Genomic DNA, 13,371 nt, shown 5'->3' with positions numbered 1-13,371 from the left:
TTGGCCTGAACGGTCATTTGCCGGCTCAGTGGCTGCCGGAATGACCAAAGCCGCCAGCGCCACGCTGGCTTTCATCGAATGCTTCAACGATGTCGAAATGGGCCTGCACCACCGGTACCAGCACCAGCTGGGCGATACGTTCGCCAACTGCGATGGTGAACGGCGTGTTGCCGCGGTTCCAGCACGAAACCATCAGCTCGCCCTGGTAGTCCGAGTCGATCAGGCCGACCAGGTTGCCCAGCACGATGCCGTGCTTATGGCCCAGGCCCGAGCGGGGCAGGATGACTGCCGCCAGGCCTGGGTCGCCGATGTAGATCGACAGGCCGGTCGGAATCAGCAGGGTCTGGCCTGGCTCGAGGGCGGTGTCTTCCTTGAGCAGGGCGCGCAGGTCCAGGCCGGCGGAGCCGGGGGTTGCGTAAGTCGGCAGCGGGAATTCGCTGCCCAGGCGTGGGTCGAGGATCTTGGCTTGAAGAGCGTGCATGTAACTTATTGAACCTGGTTGAGCCGTTCGGCGATGAAGGCGACCAGTTGCCGGGCGATCTTGCCCTTGCTGGTCTGCGCGAAGAGAGTCTGGTGCTGCTGGCGGTCGATCACGGTCAAGGCGTTTTCTTCGCTGTTGAAGCCGATGCTGGGGTTGGCCACATCATTGGCGACGATCAGGTCGAGGTTCTTGTCCTTGAGCTTGCGCGTGGCGTAATCGAGCAAGTGCTCGGTTTCGGCGGCGAAGCCGACACTGAACGGGCGGTCGGCGCGGCCAGCAAGGGTGGCAAGGATATCGGGATTGCGCACCATCTGCAGCAGCATGCCGTCGCCGGTCGTAGGATCTTTCTTGAGTTTCTGTGTGGCAACCACTTCAGGACGGTAGTCCGCGACCGCCGCCGAGGCGATGAACAGGTCGCACGGTATGGCCGCTTCACAGGCCGCGAGCATGTCCCGCGCGCTGACCACGTCGATGCGGCTGACCCGGTCGGGGGTTGGCAGGTGCACAGGGCCGGTGACGAGGGTAACCCGAGCCCCGGCTTCGGCAGCCGCTTCGGCCAGGGCGAAGCCCATCTTGCCGGAGCTATGATTGGTGATGTAGCGCACCGGGTCGATGTTTTCCTGGGTCGGGCCGGCGGTGATCAGCACGTGCTTGCCGGTCAGTGCCTGGCGCTTGAAGCTTTCTGCGGCGCACCAGGCCAGGTCGGTGGCTTCGAGCATGCGGCCAAGCCCCACGTCACCACAGGCCTGGCTGCCGGAGGCAGGGCCGAACACCTGGATGCCACGGCTCTTGAGCAGCTCAAGGTTGGCTTGTGTAGCCGGGTCGCGCCACATGGCCTGGTTCATGGCCGGGGCGACGGCGACGGTGGCGTCGGTGGCCAGCACCAGGGTGGTCAGCAGGTCGTCAGCCATGCCTTGGGCCATGCGCGCCATGAGGTCGGCCGTGGCCGGGGCGATCAGCACCAGGTCGGCCCACTTGGCCAGTTCGATATGGCCCATGGCCGCTTCGGCGGCCGGGTCCAGCAGGTCCATGTGCACCGGGTGGCCCGACAGCGCCTGCAGGGTCAGCGGGGTGATGAACTCGGCCCCACCACGGGTCATGACGACGCGCACTTGCGCGCCGTGCTCCAGGAGACGGCGAATCAGCTCGGCGCTTTTGTAGGCGGCAATGCCGCCACCCACGCCGAGAACGATGCGCTTGCGATACAGCCGCTGCATAGGCTTGCCTTTTTCCAGTGAGAGCGGGCGGCGACGTTTGAAATTGCCTGCGGCAGTACGTCGCATGTACGAGGCGAAATAGATTAACACAGGGTCGAAATGGGCCGCAGCAAGGGCAGGGGGCGGGGATGAATATCAGGGAGTGGCCGGCGGAAGAACGGCCTAGGGAGAAGTTGTTGCAGCGAGGGGCGGTGGTGTTGACGGACGCCGAATTGCTTGCCGTGTTGCTGGGCTCTGGCGTTGCCGGGCGCAATGTGTTGGACCTTGCGAGGGGGCTGTTGGTGCGTTTCGGCGGGCTCAGGCAGTTTCTTGAAGCTGAGCGCGAAGCGGTGTTACGTGAGCCAGGCATTGGGATGGTGAAGTACGCACAGTTGCAGGCGCTGTTGGAGATTGGTCGGCGATATCTGGACGAGAACATCAAGCGCGCAGCGGCTCTTGACGGCCCGGCGGCGGTGCGGCGGTACCTCAAGGCCATGTTGCGCCATGAGGTCAGTGAAGTTTTCGGTTGCCTGTTTCTCGACAGCAAGCACAGGCCGTTGGCTTTCGAAATCCTGTTCAGGGGCACGATAGACCGGGCAAGTGTCTACCCTCGGGAGGTGGTGCGGCGGGCGTTGCTGCATAACGCAGCGGCTTTGATCCTGTGCCACAACCACCCTTCGGGTAGCAGTGAGCCGAGCCAGGACGATGTGCATTTGACCCTGTCGCTGAAGAGGGGGCTGGCATTGATCGATGTGCGGGTGCTGGACCACATTATCATCGGCGACGGGGAGCCGTTGTCGATGGTCGAGCATGGGTGGATTGTGGCTTAGGCCTTTGTGCTGCCTGTTAGGGCCTCTTCGCGGGCGAGCCCGCGAAGAGGCCGGTGCAGGTTTACTTGGTCACCGACACCTTGCTGAAATCCAGTCGCCCGAACGGGCTCACCTGATACCCCTCGACCTCCTGGCGCAGCAAGGTCGCCGCCGTCGGGTGCGCAAGTGGCACCCACAGCGCCTGCTGCTGAATCAGCGTCTGCGCCTGCTGGTAAAGCCGGCTGCGCACACTCTGGTCGTTGGTGGTGCGCCCGGCGCTGATCAGCTGGTCCAGGCGGTTGTCGCAGAAACGGGCAAAGTTGGTGCCCGACTCGACCGCCGCACAGGAAAACTGCGGGCTGAGGAAGTTGTCCGGGTCGCCGTTGTCGCCTGCCCAGCCCATGAACAGCAAGTCATGCTCGCCCGCCTTGGCACGGCGGATCAGTTCACCCCATTCGATCACGCGGATCTCGGCCTTGATGCCGATCTTGGCCAGGTCGGCCTGCAGCATCTGTGCACCAAGGCTGGGGTTGGGGTTGAGCAGGCTACCCGACGGGCGGGTCCAGATCGTGGTGCTGAAGCCTTCGGCCAAGCCGGCCTTGGCCAGCAGCGCCTTGGCTCTCTTCTGGTCCAGCGGGTAGCCGGGCAGGTCCTTGGCGTAGCTCCAGGTATTGGGCGGGTAGGGGCCGTTGGCGGCCACTGCGGAGTCTTCGAACACGGCCTTGAGGTAAGCCTGCTTGTCGAAGGCCAGGTTGATGGCCTGGCGCACTTCCGGCTTGTCCAGCGGCGGGTGCTGGCTGTTGATGGCGACGAAGGCGGTCATGAACGCCGGCGTCGTGGCTACCTTGAGGTTGCTGTCCTTGCCTGCTTCGGCAATGTCCAGCGGCTTGGGCGACAAGGCAACCTGGCACTCGCCCCGCTTGAGCTTCTGCAGGCGCACATTGGCATCGGTGGTAATGGCGAAGATCAGCGGGTCGACCGCCGGCTTGCCGGCGAAGTAGTCCGGGTTGGCGCGGTAGCGCACCACGGCGTCCTTCTGGAAGCGCTGGAATACGAACGGCCCGGTGCCGATCGGCTGGCTGTTGAGCTTCTCGGGCGTACCGGCCTTGAGCAGCTTGTCGGCATACTCGGCGGAGTAGATCGAGGCGAAGCCCATGCTCAGGGTGGCCAGGAAGGTAGCGTCCGGGTGGCTGAGGGTGAAGCGCACGGCGTTCGGTGCAGGTGCCTCGATCGCCTTGATCAGGCTGCCCAACTGCAGCGACTGAGCATGCGGGTAGCCGCCCGGTGCCGTCTTGTGCCACGCATGTGCCGGGTAGAGCATGCGCTGGAAGCTGAACAACACATCGTCGGCGTTCAGCTCGCGGCTTGGCTTGAAGTAGGCGGTGCTGTGGAACTTCACGCCGTCGCGCAGGGTGAAGTCATACACCAGGCCGTCGGCCGATACTGCCCAACTGGCCGCCAGGCTTGGCACCACCTTGCCTTGCGCCGCGTCGAACTCCACCAGGCGGTTCATCAGCACGTCAGCCGTGGCGTTGGTCGTGGTCAGCGAGTTGTACTGCACCACGTCGAAGCCTTCGGGGCTGGCTTCGCTGCAAACGCTCAGCGGCGCGGCCTGAGCTGCGCCGGCAGCGAACAGAGCGCCGGCGGCGAACAGAGAGTTGAACAATAAGGAAAGGGCGGCAGCACGCATGGTGGCTCCTTGGCTGTCGGTGGCCCATCTGCCAGTGCAGTCTGGAAAAGGCTTACCCTAGTGCGCCTGCCGGCAAATGACCACACCCTTTTTTACAAATCTGGCGACGAGTGGTCGACGGCTGGCGGGGCCTGCCGCTATGCTGGCCCGGCGCGTTCTGGCGTGCGGCAATGTGCATCTCCTGTTGTTGCAGCCAAGTCTTTCTGGTATAAAGCAGCGCTCTTTTCTAGGGGCTCGGCCTGTCGCATAAGCGGATCCGGTCGATAAGACCTCCAGAATCACGGCGCCCAGGCGCCAAAGACTGAGAGATTAAGCGGCCAACCCATGCCGGGTTGGGCATGTGGTTTTAGAGGGCTGAGTCATGTCGAGAGTCTGTCAAGTTACTGGTAAGGGTCCAGTAACCGGGAACAACATTTCCCACGCAAACAACAAAACCCGTCGTCGTTTCCTGCCGAACCTGCAGCACCACCGTTTCTGGGTTGAATCCGAGAAGCGTTTCGTGCGTCTGCGCGTTTCCGCCAAGGGCATGCGTATCATCGACAAGCGCGGCATCGACGCCGTTCTGGTTGACATCCGTAAAGCTGGCGCCAAGGTTTAAGGGAGAACATCATGCGTGAATTGATCCGTCTGGTTTCGAGTGCCGGTACCGGCCACTTCTACACCACCGACAAGAACAAGCGCACCACTCCGGACAAAATCGAGATCAAGAAATATGATCCGGTTGTTCGCAAGCACGTGGTGTACAAGGAAGCCAAGATCAAGTAATTGATCGGCAACCTGAAAAAACCCGCATCCGAAAGGACGCGGGTTTTTTTATGCCTGCGTTGGCCTCAGGTCATTTCTGCTCGAACATCACATAGATCTTGCGGCACGGCTCAAGCACCTCCCAGGTGCCCTTGAACCCGGCGGGGATGACAAACCGATCGCCGGCACGCAGGGTTTTCGCTCCGCCTTCCTGGTCGCGCAGCACCGAAACGCCCTGAACGATCTCGCAGTATTCATGCTCGGTGTAGTTCACCGTCCACTGGCCCACCTCACCCTCCCACACGCCAGCGGCAAACTGCCCGCACGGGCTGGAATAGTGGTTGTAGACCGCCTGGTCTGGCTCACCCTTGAGGATTTTTTCCGCCGCTGGGCGGTAGCGTTCGGCCTCTGTGATGACCTGGGCGAAGTCGATGATGCTGTCTATGCGCATGGTGCGGCTCCTGTTGTTGTTTAATAAAATGAACATCAGTAGGCATTTGGGCCTTCCGTGTCAAATATATTGATAGTTTACACCGGCTGGTTTAGGGTATCGCTAGCCAGTGTGCGCTCGTCGCCCGGCCAGAATTCTGACAACGCCTGTGAGTCCTCAGTGCGGCGTTGCACCTAAACAAGAGGAGGAGTTTCGTATGACCACCCTGACCCGTGCGGACTGGGAACAACGTGCCCAGCAACTGAAGATCGAAGGCCGCGCCTTCATCAACGGCGAATACACCGATGCCGCATCCGGTGAAACCTTCGAGTGCCTGAGCCCGGTCGACGGACGCTTCCTGGCCAAGGTTGCCAGCTGCGACCTGGCCGATGCCAATCGCGCTGTGGAAAACGCCCGCGCCACCTTCAATTCCGGCGTCTGGTCGCAACTGGCCCCGGCCAAGCGCAAGGCCAAGCTGATTCGCTTCGCCGACCTGCTGCGCAAGAACGTCGAAGAGCTGGCGCTGCTGGAAACCCTGGACATGGGCAAGCCGATCGGCGACTCCTCCAGCATCGACATCCCAGGTGCGGCCCAAGCCATCCACTGGACTGCCGAAGCCATCGACAAGGTCTACGACGAAGTCGCCCCGACCCCGCACGACCAGCTTGGCCTGGTTACCCGCGAACCGGTGGGCGTGGTGGGTGCCATCGTGCCGTGGAACTTCCCGCTGCTGATGGCTTGCTGGAAACTCGGCCCTGCGCTGGCCACCGGTAACTCGGTGGTGCTCAAGCCGTCCGAAAAATCGCCGCTGACGGCCATTCGCATCGCCCAGCTGGCCATCGAAGCCGGCATCCCGGCTGGTGTGCTGAACGTGCTGCCAGGTTACGGCCACACCGTGGGCAAGGCTTTGGCCCTGCACATGGACGTCGACACCCTGGTGTTCACCGGTTCCACCAAGATCGCCAAGCAGTTGATGGTTTACGCGGGTGAATCGAACATGAAGCGCATCTGGCTGGAAGCCGGCGGCAAGAGCCCGAACATCGTCTTCGCCGATGCGCCGGACCTGCAAGCTGCCGCTGAGGCCGCTGCCAGCGCCATCGCCTTCAACCAGGGCGAAGTGTGCACCGCAGGCTCGCGTCTGCTGGTCGAGCGTTCGATCAAGGACAAATTCCTGCCGATGGTGGTCGAGGCCCTCAAAGGCTGGAAGCCAGGCAACCCGCTGGACCCACAGACCACGGTCGGTGCCCTGGTCGACACCCAGCAGATGAACACCGTGCTGTCGTACATCGAGGCTGGCCACCAGGACGGCGCCAAGCTGCTGGCCGGCGGCAAGCGCACCCTGGAAGAGACTGGCGGCACCTACGTCGAGCCGACCATCTTCGACGGCGTGACCAACGCCATGCGCATTGCCCAGGAAGAAATCTTTGGCCCTGTGCTGTCGGTGATCGCCTTCGACACCGCCGAAGAAGCCATCGCCATTGCCAACGACACGCCGTATGGCCTGGCGGCTGGTATCTGGACCTCGGACATTTCCAAGGCCCACAAGACCGCCCGTGCCGTGCGCGCTGGCAGCGTCTGGGTCAACCAGTACGACGGCGGCGACATGACCGCGCCGTTTGGTGGCTTCAAACAGTCGGGCAACGGTCGTGACAAGTCGCTGCATGCGCTGGAGAAATACACCGAGCTGAAGGCGACCTGGATCAAGCTGTAATCCAGTGAAGGGGGCTGCACAGCAGCCCCAGCCATAGCCGGGTCGGCTTACGCTGCCCCGGCTTCGTCGTTTTTGCTGTTCAAGAATTCTGCTGGGAGGCTGCAATGCGTTGGGGTACCTATTTCGCCGTACTGGCATCGGTGCTCAGCGTCGGGCTGGCGCTCGGCGTGAGCATGCCGCTGGTGTCCCTGCGCCTGGAGGCCTGGGGCTACGGCAGCTTTGCCATCGGCGTGATGGCGGCGATGCCGGCGCTGGGGGTATTGGCAGGTGCCAGCCTGGCCAGCCGCCTGGCAGGCTGGGTGGGCGTGCCTTCGGCGATGCGCCTGTGCCTGTGGGGTGGGGCGCTGTCGATCGGCCTGCTCGCACTGTTGCCCAGTTACCCGCTGTGGCTGCTGCTGCGGCTGATGATCGGCATGTCCCTGACCGTGGTGTTCATCCTCGGCGAAAGCTGGATCAACCAATTGGTGGTCGAGCAGTGGCGTGGCCGGTTGGTGGCGCTGTATGGCAGCAGCTACGCCCTGAGCCAGCTGGCCGGGCCGTTGGTGCTGGGCTTTCTCGGCTCTGATGACGACTTCGGTTTCTGGGCCGCGACCGGCCTGTTGCTGGCCGCGCCGCTGGTGCTGCTGGGGCGTGGCGGTGCGCCGAGCACCGAAGCCTGCAGTGTCACCTTCCGCGACCTGTTCGCCTTCTGCCGGCGTTTGCCGGTAATCGCCTGGGCCATTGCCCTGTTCGCTTCGTTCGAGGCGATGATCCTCACCTTGCTGCCGGTGTATTGCCTGCAGCAGGGCTTCAGCACCGAAATCGCCCTGTTCATGGTCAGTACCGTGGTGGTGGGGGATGCAGTGTTGCAGTTGCCTATTGGCGCGCTGGCTGACCATATGTCGCGCCGTACGCTGTTTACAGGCTGTGCAGTGACGTTGCTGGTTTCTAGCCTGGCGATTCCGCTGCTGTTGCATACGCCGGTGATCTGGCCATTGTGGGTGTTGTTCGGCGCCAGTGCTGGTGGCCTGTTTACCCTGTCGCTGGTGCTGATTGGCGAGCGCTACCGGGATGATGAATTGGTGCGGGCGAATGCCCATGTTGCGCAGTTGTGGGGTATTGGCTGCTTGCTCGGGCCTTTGCTGGCGGGGGCGGGGAGCCAGTGGGTCAGCGGGCATGCGTTGTTGTTCCTGATGGCAGCAGGGGCTGCCGGGCTGGTGGTGTTGACCCAGCGGCGCGGGGCTTTCGAGGCAGTGTCTGCCTGATGGATTTTGGGGCCGCAAGGCGGCCCCCCGCATTTGCGGCTACAGCATCTTCTCCAAGCCAACCGCCTTGCTGACCCAGGCATTGAACCGCCGCCAGATCCCCCCTGGCTCAGAGGTCAGCATATGCCGTTTGCCATGGTCCTCGGTCGCCCACACCAGCTTGTCGCCCACCAGCTTCACCTGGTAGCTCAACGCAGGCGCCATACCCTGTTGGGCCAGCTCGCGGGTGTATTCGGCCAGCTCCGGGCTGTCCACCAGCACCCCGACTTCAGTGTTCCACAGCACTGAACGTGGGTCGAAGTTGAACGACCCGATGAACGTCTTGCGCCGGTCGAACACGATTGCCTTGGTGTGCAAGCTTGAATCCGAACTGCCACGGAAGCTCAGTCGCCTCGCGCTGGGGTCGCCCGGCTGGCGCCGCAGTTCGAACAGCTGTACGCCATGCTCAAGCAAGGCACGGCGATAGGGCGCATATCCACCATGCACCGCCGGCACATCGGTTGCCTCCAGCGAATTGGTCAGCAGCTTCACCGAGGCGCCGGCGTCGGCGCGGCCGGTCAGGTACAGCAGGCCCGGTTCGCCCGGTACGAAATAGGCCGACATCAGGATCAGCTCGCGCTGCACGCTGGCCAGGTCCGGCGCCAGCTGCTGGCTCAGCAGCAGTTGCGGGTCAGGTTCGTCGTCGGCTAGCACCTTGCTTGGCGCATCCCATAGCGCCTGGGCGTGGGCCCAGATGAGCTCATTGCGCCAGACGTCCAGGCGCGGCTGCGACTGGTAGGCCATCAAGCGATCGTACAGGGCCTTGCGCCGGGTTCTGGCTTCGGCCAGCGACACTTCCAGGCGGTGGCGGCTGGCACGCAGGTCGTTGGCATCCGGGTCATACCAGAGGAAGTCGGTGATCGGCCGGCTGAGGGCGCTGTTCCAGTACTGGTCGAAGCTGTGCCCCAATTGCTCGGCCACCGGGCCCACACCCAGCAAGTCGATGTCGGTGAAATTGAGGTTGGGCTCGGCATCGAAATACTCGTCGCCCAGGTTGCGCCCGCCGACGATGGCCATGCTGTTGTCCACCAGGAACAGCTTGTTGTGCATGCGCCGGTGCTGGCGGGACAGGTTGAACAGCCGGCCGGCAGCGCGCGTAAAACCGGTGCTGCGGCCCAGGTGCAGCGGGTTGAACACGCGAATCTGGATGTTCGGGTGGGCATCGAGGGTGCCCATGATGGTGTCCAGGCCATCGCTGGTGGTGTCGTCCAGCAGGATGCGCACGCGCACGCCACGGTCGGCGGCGCGCAGCAGCTCATGCACCAGGGCGCGGGTGCTGAGGCCGTCGTGGACAATGTAGTACTGCAGGTCGATGCTCGCCTGGGCGTTGCGGATCAGCTCGGCACGGGCGCGAAATGCCTCGTTGCTGTTGGGCAGCAGGCGAAAGCCCGAGCGGCCGCCGTATGGCGCGGCCTGGCGCAGCACCGAACGGCCGAATGCCGAGTCGTTGGCGGGCAGCGCCTGGCTGGTTTCGCGGGGCGCACTGACGCTGGCGCAGCCGGCAAGGCCGAGCGACAGCACCAGCAGCAGAGGCAAGGCTCGCTGGAGTGTCAAGGGTGGATCGTCCTGTGCAGCAAGGGCTTTAGGGGTTGGACCGTGGCGGGCGGCGCAAAGTTACGCGTCGGCGCTTTCTTCATCCAGTAGACGAAGGGCGGTTTCACCTACCTTGCGCACGGCGGCTTCGATCTGCGGCGTCGGCCGCGCGGCGAAGTTCATGCGCAGGCAGTGGCGGAACTTGCCCGAGGCCGAGAAGATGCTGCCTACGGCAACCTGCACGCCTTGCTCCAGTAAAGCGCGGTTTAGCCGCAGCGTATCGAAATGTTCGGGTAATTCCACCCACAGCATGAAGCCGCCCTGGGGCCGGCTGACCCGGGTGCCTGGCGGGAAGTAACGGGTTACCCAGTCGCTCATCAGGTCGCGGCCACGCTGGTACTGGCTACGCATGCGCCGCACGTGGGGCTGGTAGTGCCCGCCGGCGATGAAGTCGGCGATGGCCAGTTGCGGCTGGCTGGCGCTGCTGCCAGTGCTGATGTACTTCATGTGCAGCACGCGCTCCAGGTAGCGCCCGGGCGCCACCCAGCCGACCCGCAGGCCGGGGGCGAGGGTCTTGGAGAACGAGCTGCAGAGCAGCACGCGGCCATCGTCGTCGAACGACTTGAGGGTGCGCGGGCGCGGGTAGGTGTAGGCCAGGTCGCCGTACACATCGTCTTCCAGAATCGCCACGTCATAGCGTTGAGCCAGGCTCAGCAGGGCCTTCTTGCGCGCCTCGGGCATGATGTAACCCAGCGGGTTGTTGCAGCTGGGGGTGATCTGGATGAGTTTGATCGGCCACTGCTCCAGAGCCAGCTCCAGCGCTTCCAGGCTGATGCCGGTGACCGGGTCAGTGGGGATTTCCAGCGCTTTCATGCCCAGGCCCTTGAGGGTTTGCATGGCGCCGTGGAAGCTCGGCGAGTCGACCGCAACGATGTCGCCAGGCTCGCAAACCGCTCGGATGCTGCAGGACAACGCCTCATGGCAGCCGGTGGTGATCACCAGGTCGGCAGCACCCAGGCGGCAGCCGGAGTCGAGCACCAGCCGGGCCACCTGTTCGCGCAGGGCCAGGTTGCCATGGATGTTGTCGTAGTACAGGCCAGGCATGTCCTGGCGCCGGCTCAGCTGGGCGAGGCTGCGCAGCAGCGGCTTCAGGGTGGGGCTGTCGATGTCGGGCATGCCACGACCAAGCTGGATCACGTCCTTGCGCGGGGTGCTGCGTATCAGCTCCAGCACCTGCTCCCACTGTGAAATATCCACCGGGCGCTGGGCCGGGCGGCTGACGGCAGGCAGGGCCGGCAGGTGGCGGTGGTCACTGACGAAGTAGCCGGACTTGGGCCGTGGCGAGACCATGCCGCTGTCTTCGAGCATGCGATAGGCCTGCTGCACGGTGCTTAGGCTGACCCCATGCTCCACGCTCAGGGCTCGTACCGACGGCAGGCGTTGGCCGGGGCGGTACAGGCCCTGCTCGATGCGGGCGCCGAGTAGTTCGGCGAGGTTCAGGTAAAGGGTCACGGCATACTCCTGCGCTGCATTGGCATAGCGACCGGTACAGTTGGGGTGAAAATACAGCATTCAGTCGGCCAATGGCTAATTCTGTATGGGAATAATAAGGTTGTATTGGATCTGTATTGTCGATGGTGCCGACGCGCATGCTTTCTCCACGGTATCAACTGAACGGGAGGGTGCAGTGATGGGTGGCATGAGCGATGTGCGCTTGCAACTGTTGGCCAAGGAGCTGGAAGCCGGGCAGCAGGCCAAGGTGTTCAACGCGCCGCAAGGACTCGGGCGTTTGGGGCTGATGCTGCATCGCTGGCATACCCGCAGGGCGCTGCTGCAACTGACCGATGACGAGTTGCGCGATGTCGGGCTGAGCTGGGAGCAGGCCCGTACAGAAGGGCGCAAACCCTTCTGGAAGGACTGACCAATGTGACGCTGCGCGGTCCCTGTAGGAGCGGCCTTGCGTCGCGAAAGGGCCGCAAAGCGGCCCCAGCGATATCTGTGGCGAAGCTGGAAACCTGGGGGCGCTTCGCACCCCTTTCGCGACGCAAGGCCGCTCCTACACTGACCGCGCCAGCTGTCAGGCCAGCTCTTTGAGCCTGTGCCACAGCATCCCCAACGCCAGTAGCGGCGAGCGCAGGTGCTTGCCGCCAGGGAAGGTGATATGTGGCACCTTGGCGAACAGGTCGAAGCGCCCGCTTTGCTGGCCACTGATGGCCTCGCCCAACAGGCGCGCGGCCAGGTGGGTGGCGTTGAGGCCATGGCCCGAGTAGGCCTGGGCGTAATACACGTTCGGCTGGCTGGCCAGGCGGCCGACCTGCGGCAGGCGGTTGGCGCCAATGCCGATCATGCCGCCCCACTGGTAGTCGATGCGCACGTCGGCCAACTGTGGGAATACCTTTAGCATCTTCGGCCGCATGTAGGCGGCGATGTCTTTCGGGTCGCGCCCTGAATAGTGGCAGGCACCGCCGAACAGCAGGCGTTGGTCGGCGGACAGGCGGTAGTAGTCCAGCGCCACGCGCTGGTCACACACCGCCATGTTCTGCGGCAGCAATGCGCGGGCGCGTTCTTCGCCCAGTGGCTCGGTGGCGATGATGTAGCTACCGGCCGGGAGCACCTTGCCGCCCAGCTCGCGGTTGAGGCCGTTGAGGTAGGCGTTGCAGCACAGTACCAATGTCTTGGCGCGTACCCGGCCCTGGGCGGTATGCACCTGCACTTCGGGGCCGTAGTCGATGCGGGTGACCTCGGACTGCTCGAACAGCTTCACGCCCAGGCGGCTGGCCACGGCCGCTTCGCCCAGGGCCAGGTTCAGCGGGTGCAGATGGCCGGAACCCATGTCGATCAGCCCGCCCACATAGCAGTCGGCACCGACCACGCTGTGGATATCGTCCTTGCCGACCAGCCGTAGCTCATGCGCATAGCCCAGGCTGCGCAGCTCCTCGGCGTCTTCGGCAAAGCCCAGCAGTTCGGCGGGTTTGTTGGCCAGGTCGCAGTAGCCCCACGTCAGGTCGCAGGCGATGGCATGCTTCTCGACGCGCTCGCGGACGATCTGCACGGCTTCCAGGCCCATCAGCTTCATGCTGCGCACGCCGTCCTCGCCAATCACCGGGAGGAACTGCTCCAGGCCGTGGCCGACGCCACGGATCAGTTGCCCGCCATTTCGCCCGCTGGCACCCCAGCCAAGTTTGCGTGCCTCCAGCAGGATCACCGATAAGCCGCGTTCGGCCAGCTCGATGGCGGTGTTGAGGCCCGAGTAGCCGCCGCCGACGATACATACATCGGCGCTGTGCTCGCCTTGCAGGAAGGAGTAGTCAGGGTGTGGCGCGCTGCTGGCGGCGTAATAGGAGGCGGCGTGCTGCGCGCTGTGGACCATTGGCTCGTTCCTGGGGGTGGTGGGCTAGGGGAGGAGGATAAGCCGGGGTAGGGTAGTGGGCAACAAGGCGAGGGCTGCGCCCGCGAATGGGCCTATAATCCGGTCAAGATCCTTGCTTTGTATT

The 13,371-nt window shown here is 63.8% G+C and carries 13 protein-coding genes; 6 read left to right on the top strand and 7 right to left on the bottom strand.

Going from position 1 to position 13,371, the window contains the following annotated elements; all coding sequences use genetic code 11:
- Window positions 1-25 precede the first annotated feature (25 nt).
- Complete coding sequence (dut, locus tag ACNQP3_RS28510; RefSeq protein ID WP_264316670.1) at window positions 26-481, bottom strand: dUTP diphosphatase; 456 nt, start codon at window positions 479-481, stop codon at window positions 26-28.
- Between the two features lie 5 nt (window positions 482-486).
- Window positions 487-1,698, bottom strand: a complete 1,212-nt coding sequence (gene coaBC, locus ACNQP3_RS28505; RefSeq protein WP_264316669.1) for a bifunctional phosphopantothenoylcysteine decarboxylase/phosphopantothenate--cysteine ligase CoaBC — start codon at window positions 1,696-1,698, stop codon at window positions 487-489.
- 128 nt (window positions 1,699-1,826) lie between these two features.
- On the opposite strand from coaBC, the gene radC reads away from it, so the two are divergent.
- On the top strand, window positions 1,827-2,507 hold the full coding sequence (gene radC / locus ACNQP3_RS28500; RefSeq protein ID WP_012274820.1) for a RadC family protein: 681 nt from the start codon (window positions 1,827-1,829) through the stop codon (window positions 2,505-2,507).
- Window positions 2,508-2,568: 61 nt separating this feature from the next.
- On the opposite strand, the gene ACNQP3_RS28495 is transcribed toward radC, so the two are convergent.
- Window positions 2,569-4,176, bottom strand: a complete 1,608-nt coding sequence (locus ACNQP3_RS28495) for an ABC transporter substrate-binding protein (RefSeq protein ID WP_264316668.1) — start codon at window positions 4,174-4,176, stop codon at window positions 2,569-2,571.
- A 361-nt stretch (window positions 4,177-4,537) separates the two neighbouring features.
- Between ACNQP3_RS28495 and rpmB the strand changes: the two genes are divergently transcribed.
- Both rpmB and rpmG read left to right on the top strand, forming a co-directional pair.
- Complete coding sequence (rpmB, locus tag ACNQP3_RS28490; protein WP_003253504.1) at window positions 4,538-4,774, top strand: 50S ribosomal protein L28; 237 nt, start codon at window positions 4,538-4,540, stop codon at window positions 4,772-4,774.
- Between the two features lie 11 nt (window positions 4,775-4,785).
- On the top strand, window positions 4,786-4,941 hold the full coding sequence (gene rpmG, locus ACNQP3_RS28485; protein WP_003253507.1) for a 50S ribosomal protein L33: 156 nt from the start codon (window positions 4,786-4,788) through the stop codon (window positions 4,939-4,941).
- 70 nt (window positions 4,942-5,011) lie between these two features.
- Here rpmG and ACNQP3_RS28480 read toward each other — a convergent pair whose 3' ends face one another.
- Window positions 5,012-5,371 carry a cupin domain-containing protein gene (locus ACNQP3_RS28480; RefSeq protein WP_060494039.1) on the bottom strand — a complete coding sequence of 120 codons (360 nt, stop codon included), beginning with the start codon at window positions 5,369-5,371 and terminating at the stop codon, window positions 5,012-5,014.
- Between the two features lie 196 nt (window positions 5,372-5,567).
- Here ACNQP3_RS28480 and ACNQP3_RS28475 point away from each other — a divergent pair, with 196 nt between their 5' ends.
- Together ACNQP3_RS28475 and ACNQP3_RS28470 are read left to right on the top strand one after the other, a co-directional pair.
- On the top strand, window positions 5,568-7,061 hold the full coding sequence (locus ACNQP3_RS28475; protein WP_012274817.1) for an aldehyde dehydrogenase: 1,494 nt from the start codon (window positions 5,568-5,570) through the stop codon (window positions 7,059-7,061).
- A gap of 104 nt (window positions 7,062-7,165) precedes the next feature.
- Entirely contained in the window at window positions 7,166-8,305 is a 1,140-nt protein-coding gene (locus tag ACNQP3_RS28470) for an MFS transporter (RefSeq protein WP_012274816.1), read from the top strand.
- A 39-nt stretch (window positions 8,306-8,344) separates the two neighbouring features.
- Here ACNQP3_RS28470 and ACNQP3_RS28465 read toward each other — a convergent pair whose 3' ends face one another.
- Together ACNQP3_RS28465 and ACNQP3_RS28460 are read right to left on the bottom strand one after the other, a co-directional pair.
- On the bottom strand, window positions 8,345-9,898 hold the full coding sequence (locus tag ACNQP3_RS28465; RefSeq protein WP_264316667.1) for a phospholipase D family protein: 1,554 nt from the start codon (window positions 9,896-9,898) through the stop codon (window positions 8,345-8,347).
- A 60-nt stretch (window positions 9,899-9,958) separates the two neighbouring features.
- Window positions 9,959-11,389 (bottom strand): PLP-dependent aminotransferase family protein, encoded by a 1,431-nt coding sequence (locus ACNQP3_RS28460; RefSeq protein WP_171577243.1) that lies wholly within the window; start codon window positions 11,387-11,389, stop codon window positions 9,959-9,961.
- 178 nt (window positions 11,390-11,567) lie between these two features.
- Between ACNQP3_RS28460 and ACNQP3_RS28455 the strand changes: the two genes are divergently transcribed.
- Window positions 11,568-11,798: a DUF1127 domain-containing protein gene (locus tag ACNQP3_RS28455; RefSeq protein ID WP_012274813.1), complete on the top strand. Its 231-nt coding sequence runs from the start codon at window positions 11,568-11,570 to the stop codon at window positions 11,796-11,798.
- Window positions 11,799-11,954: 156 nt separating this feature from the next.
- On the opposite strand, the gene ACNQP3_RS28450 is transcribed toward ACNQP3_RS28455, so the two are convergent.
- Window positions 11,955-13,247: an NAD(P)/FAD-dependent oxidoreductase gene (locus ACNQP3_RS28450; protein WP_264316666.1), complete on the bottom strand. Its 1,293-nt coding sequence runs from the start codon at window positions 13,245-13,247 to the stop codon at window positions 11,955-11,957.
- Window positions 13,248-13,371: the final 124 nt, after the last annotated feature.

The organism is Pseudomonas sp. LFS074, from assembly GCF_047978165.1.
Taxonomy (GTDB): Bacteria; Pseudomonadota; Gammaproteobacteria; order Pseudomonadales; family Pseudomonadaceae; genus Aquipseudomonas; species Aquipseudomonas putida_P.
The sequence above is the reverse complement of the archived record's forward strand: the minus strand, read 5'-3'. Positions and strand labels throughout refer to the sequence as shown.

Coding starts and splice junctions, on each gene's coding strand:
- ACNQP3_RS28450 (WP_264316666.1), bottom strand. CDS start 13,247: ATGGTCCACAGCGCGCAGCACGCCGCCTCCTATTACGCCGCCAGCAGC.
- dut (WP_264316670.1), bottom strand. CDS start 481: ATGCACGCTCTTCAAGCCAAGATCCTCGACCCACGCCTGGGCAGCGAA.
- ACNQP3_RS28480 (WP_060494039.1), bottom strand. CDS start 5,371: ATGCGCATAGACAGCATCATCGACTTCGCCCAGGTCATCACAGAGGCC.
- coaBC (WP_264316669.1), bottom strand. CDS start 1,698: ATGCAGCGGCTGTATCGCAAGCGCATCGTTCTCGGCGTGGGTGGCGGC.
- ACNQP3_RS28455 (WP_012274813.1), top strand. CDS start 11,568: ATGGGTGGCATGAGCGATGTGCGCTTGCAACTGTTGGCCAAGGAGCTG.
- rpmG (WP_003253507.1), top strand. CDS start 4,786: ATGCGTGAATTGATCCGTCTGGTTTCGAGTGCCGGTACCGGCCACTTC.
- rpmB (WP_003253504.1), top strand. CDS start 4,538: ATGTCGAGAGTCTGTCAAGTTACTGGTAAGGGTCCAGTAACCGGGAAC.
- ACNQP3_RS28495 (WP_264316668.1), bottom strand. CDS start 4,176: ATGCGTGCTGCCGCCCTTTCCTTATTGTTCAACTCTCTGTTCGCCGCC.
- radC (WP_012274820.1), top strand. CDS start 1,827: ATGAATATCAGGGAGTGGCCGGCGGAAGAACGGCCTAGGGAGAAGTTG.
- ACNQP3_RS28470 (WP_012274816.1), top strand. CDS start 7,166: ATGCGTTGGGGTACCTATTTCGCCGTACTGGCATCGGTGCTCAGCGTC.
- ACNQP3_RS28475 (WP_012274817.1), top strand. CDS start 5,568: ATGACCACCCTGACCCGTGCGGACTGGGAACAACGTGCCCAGCAACTG.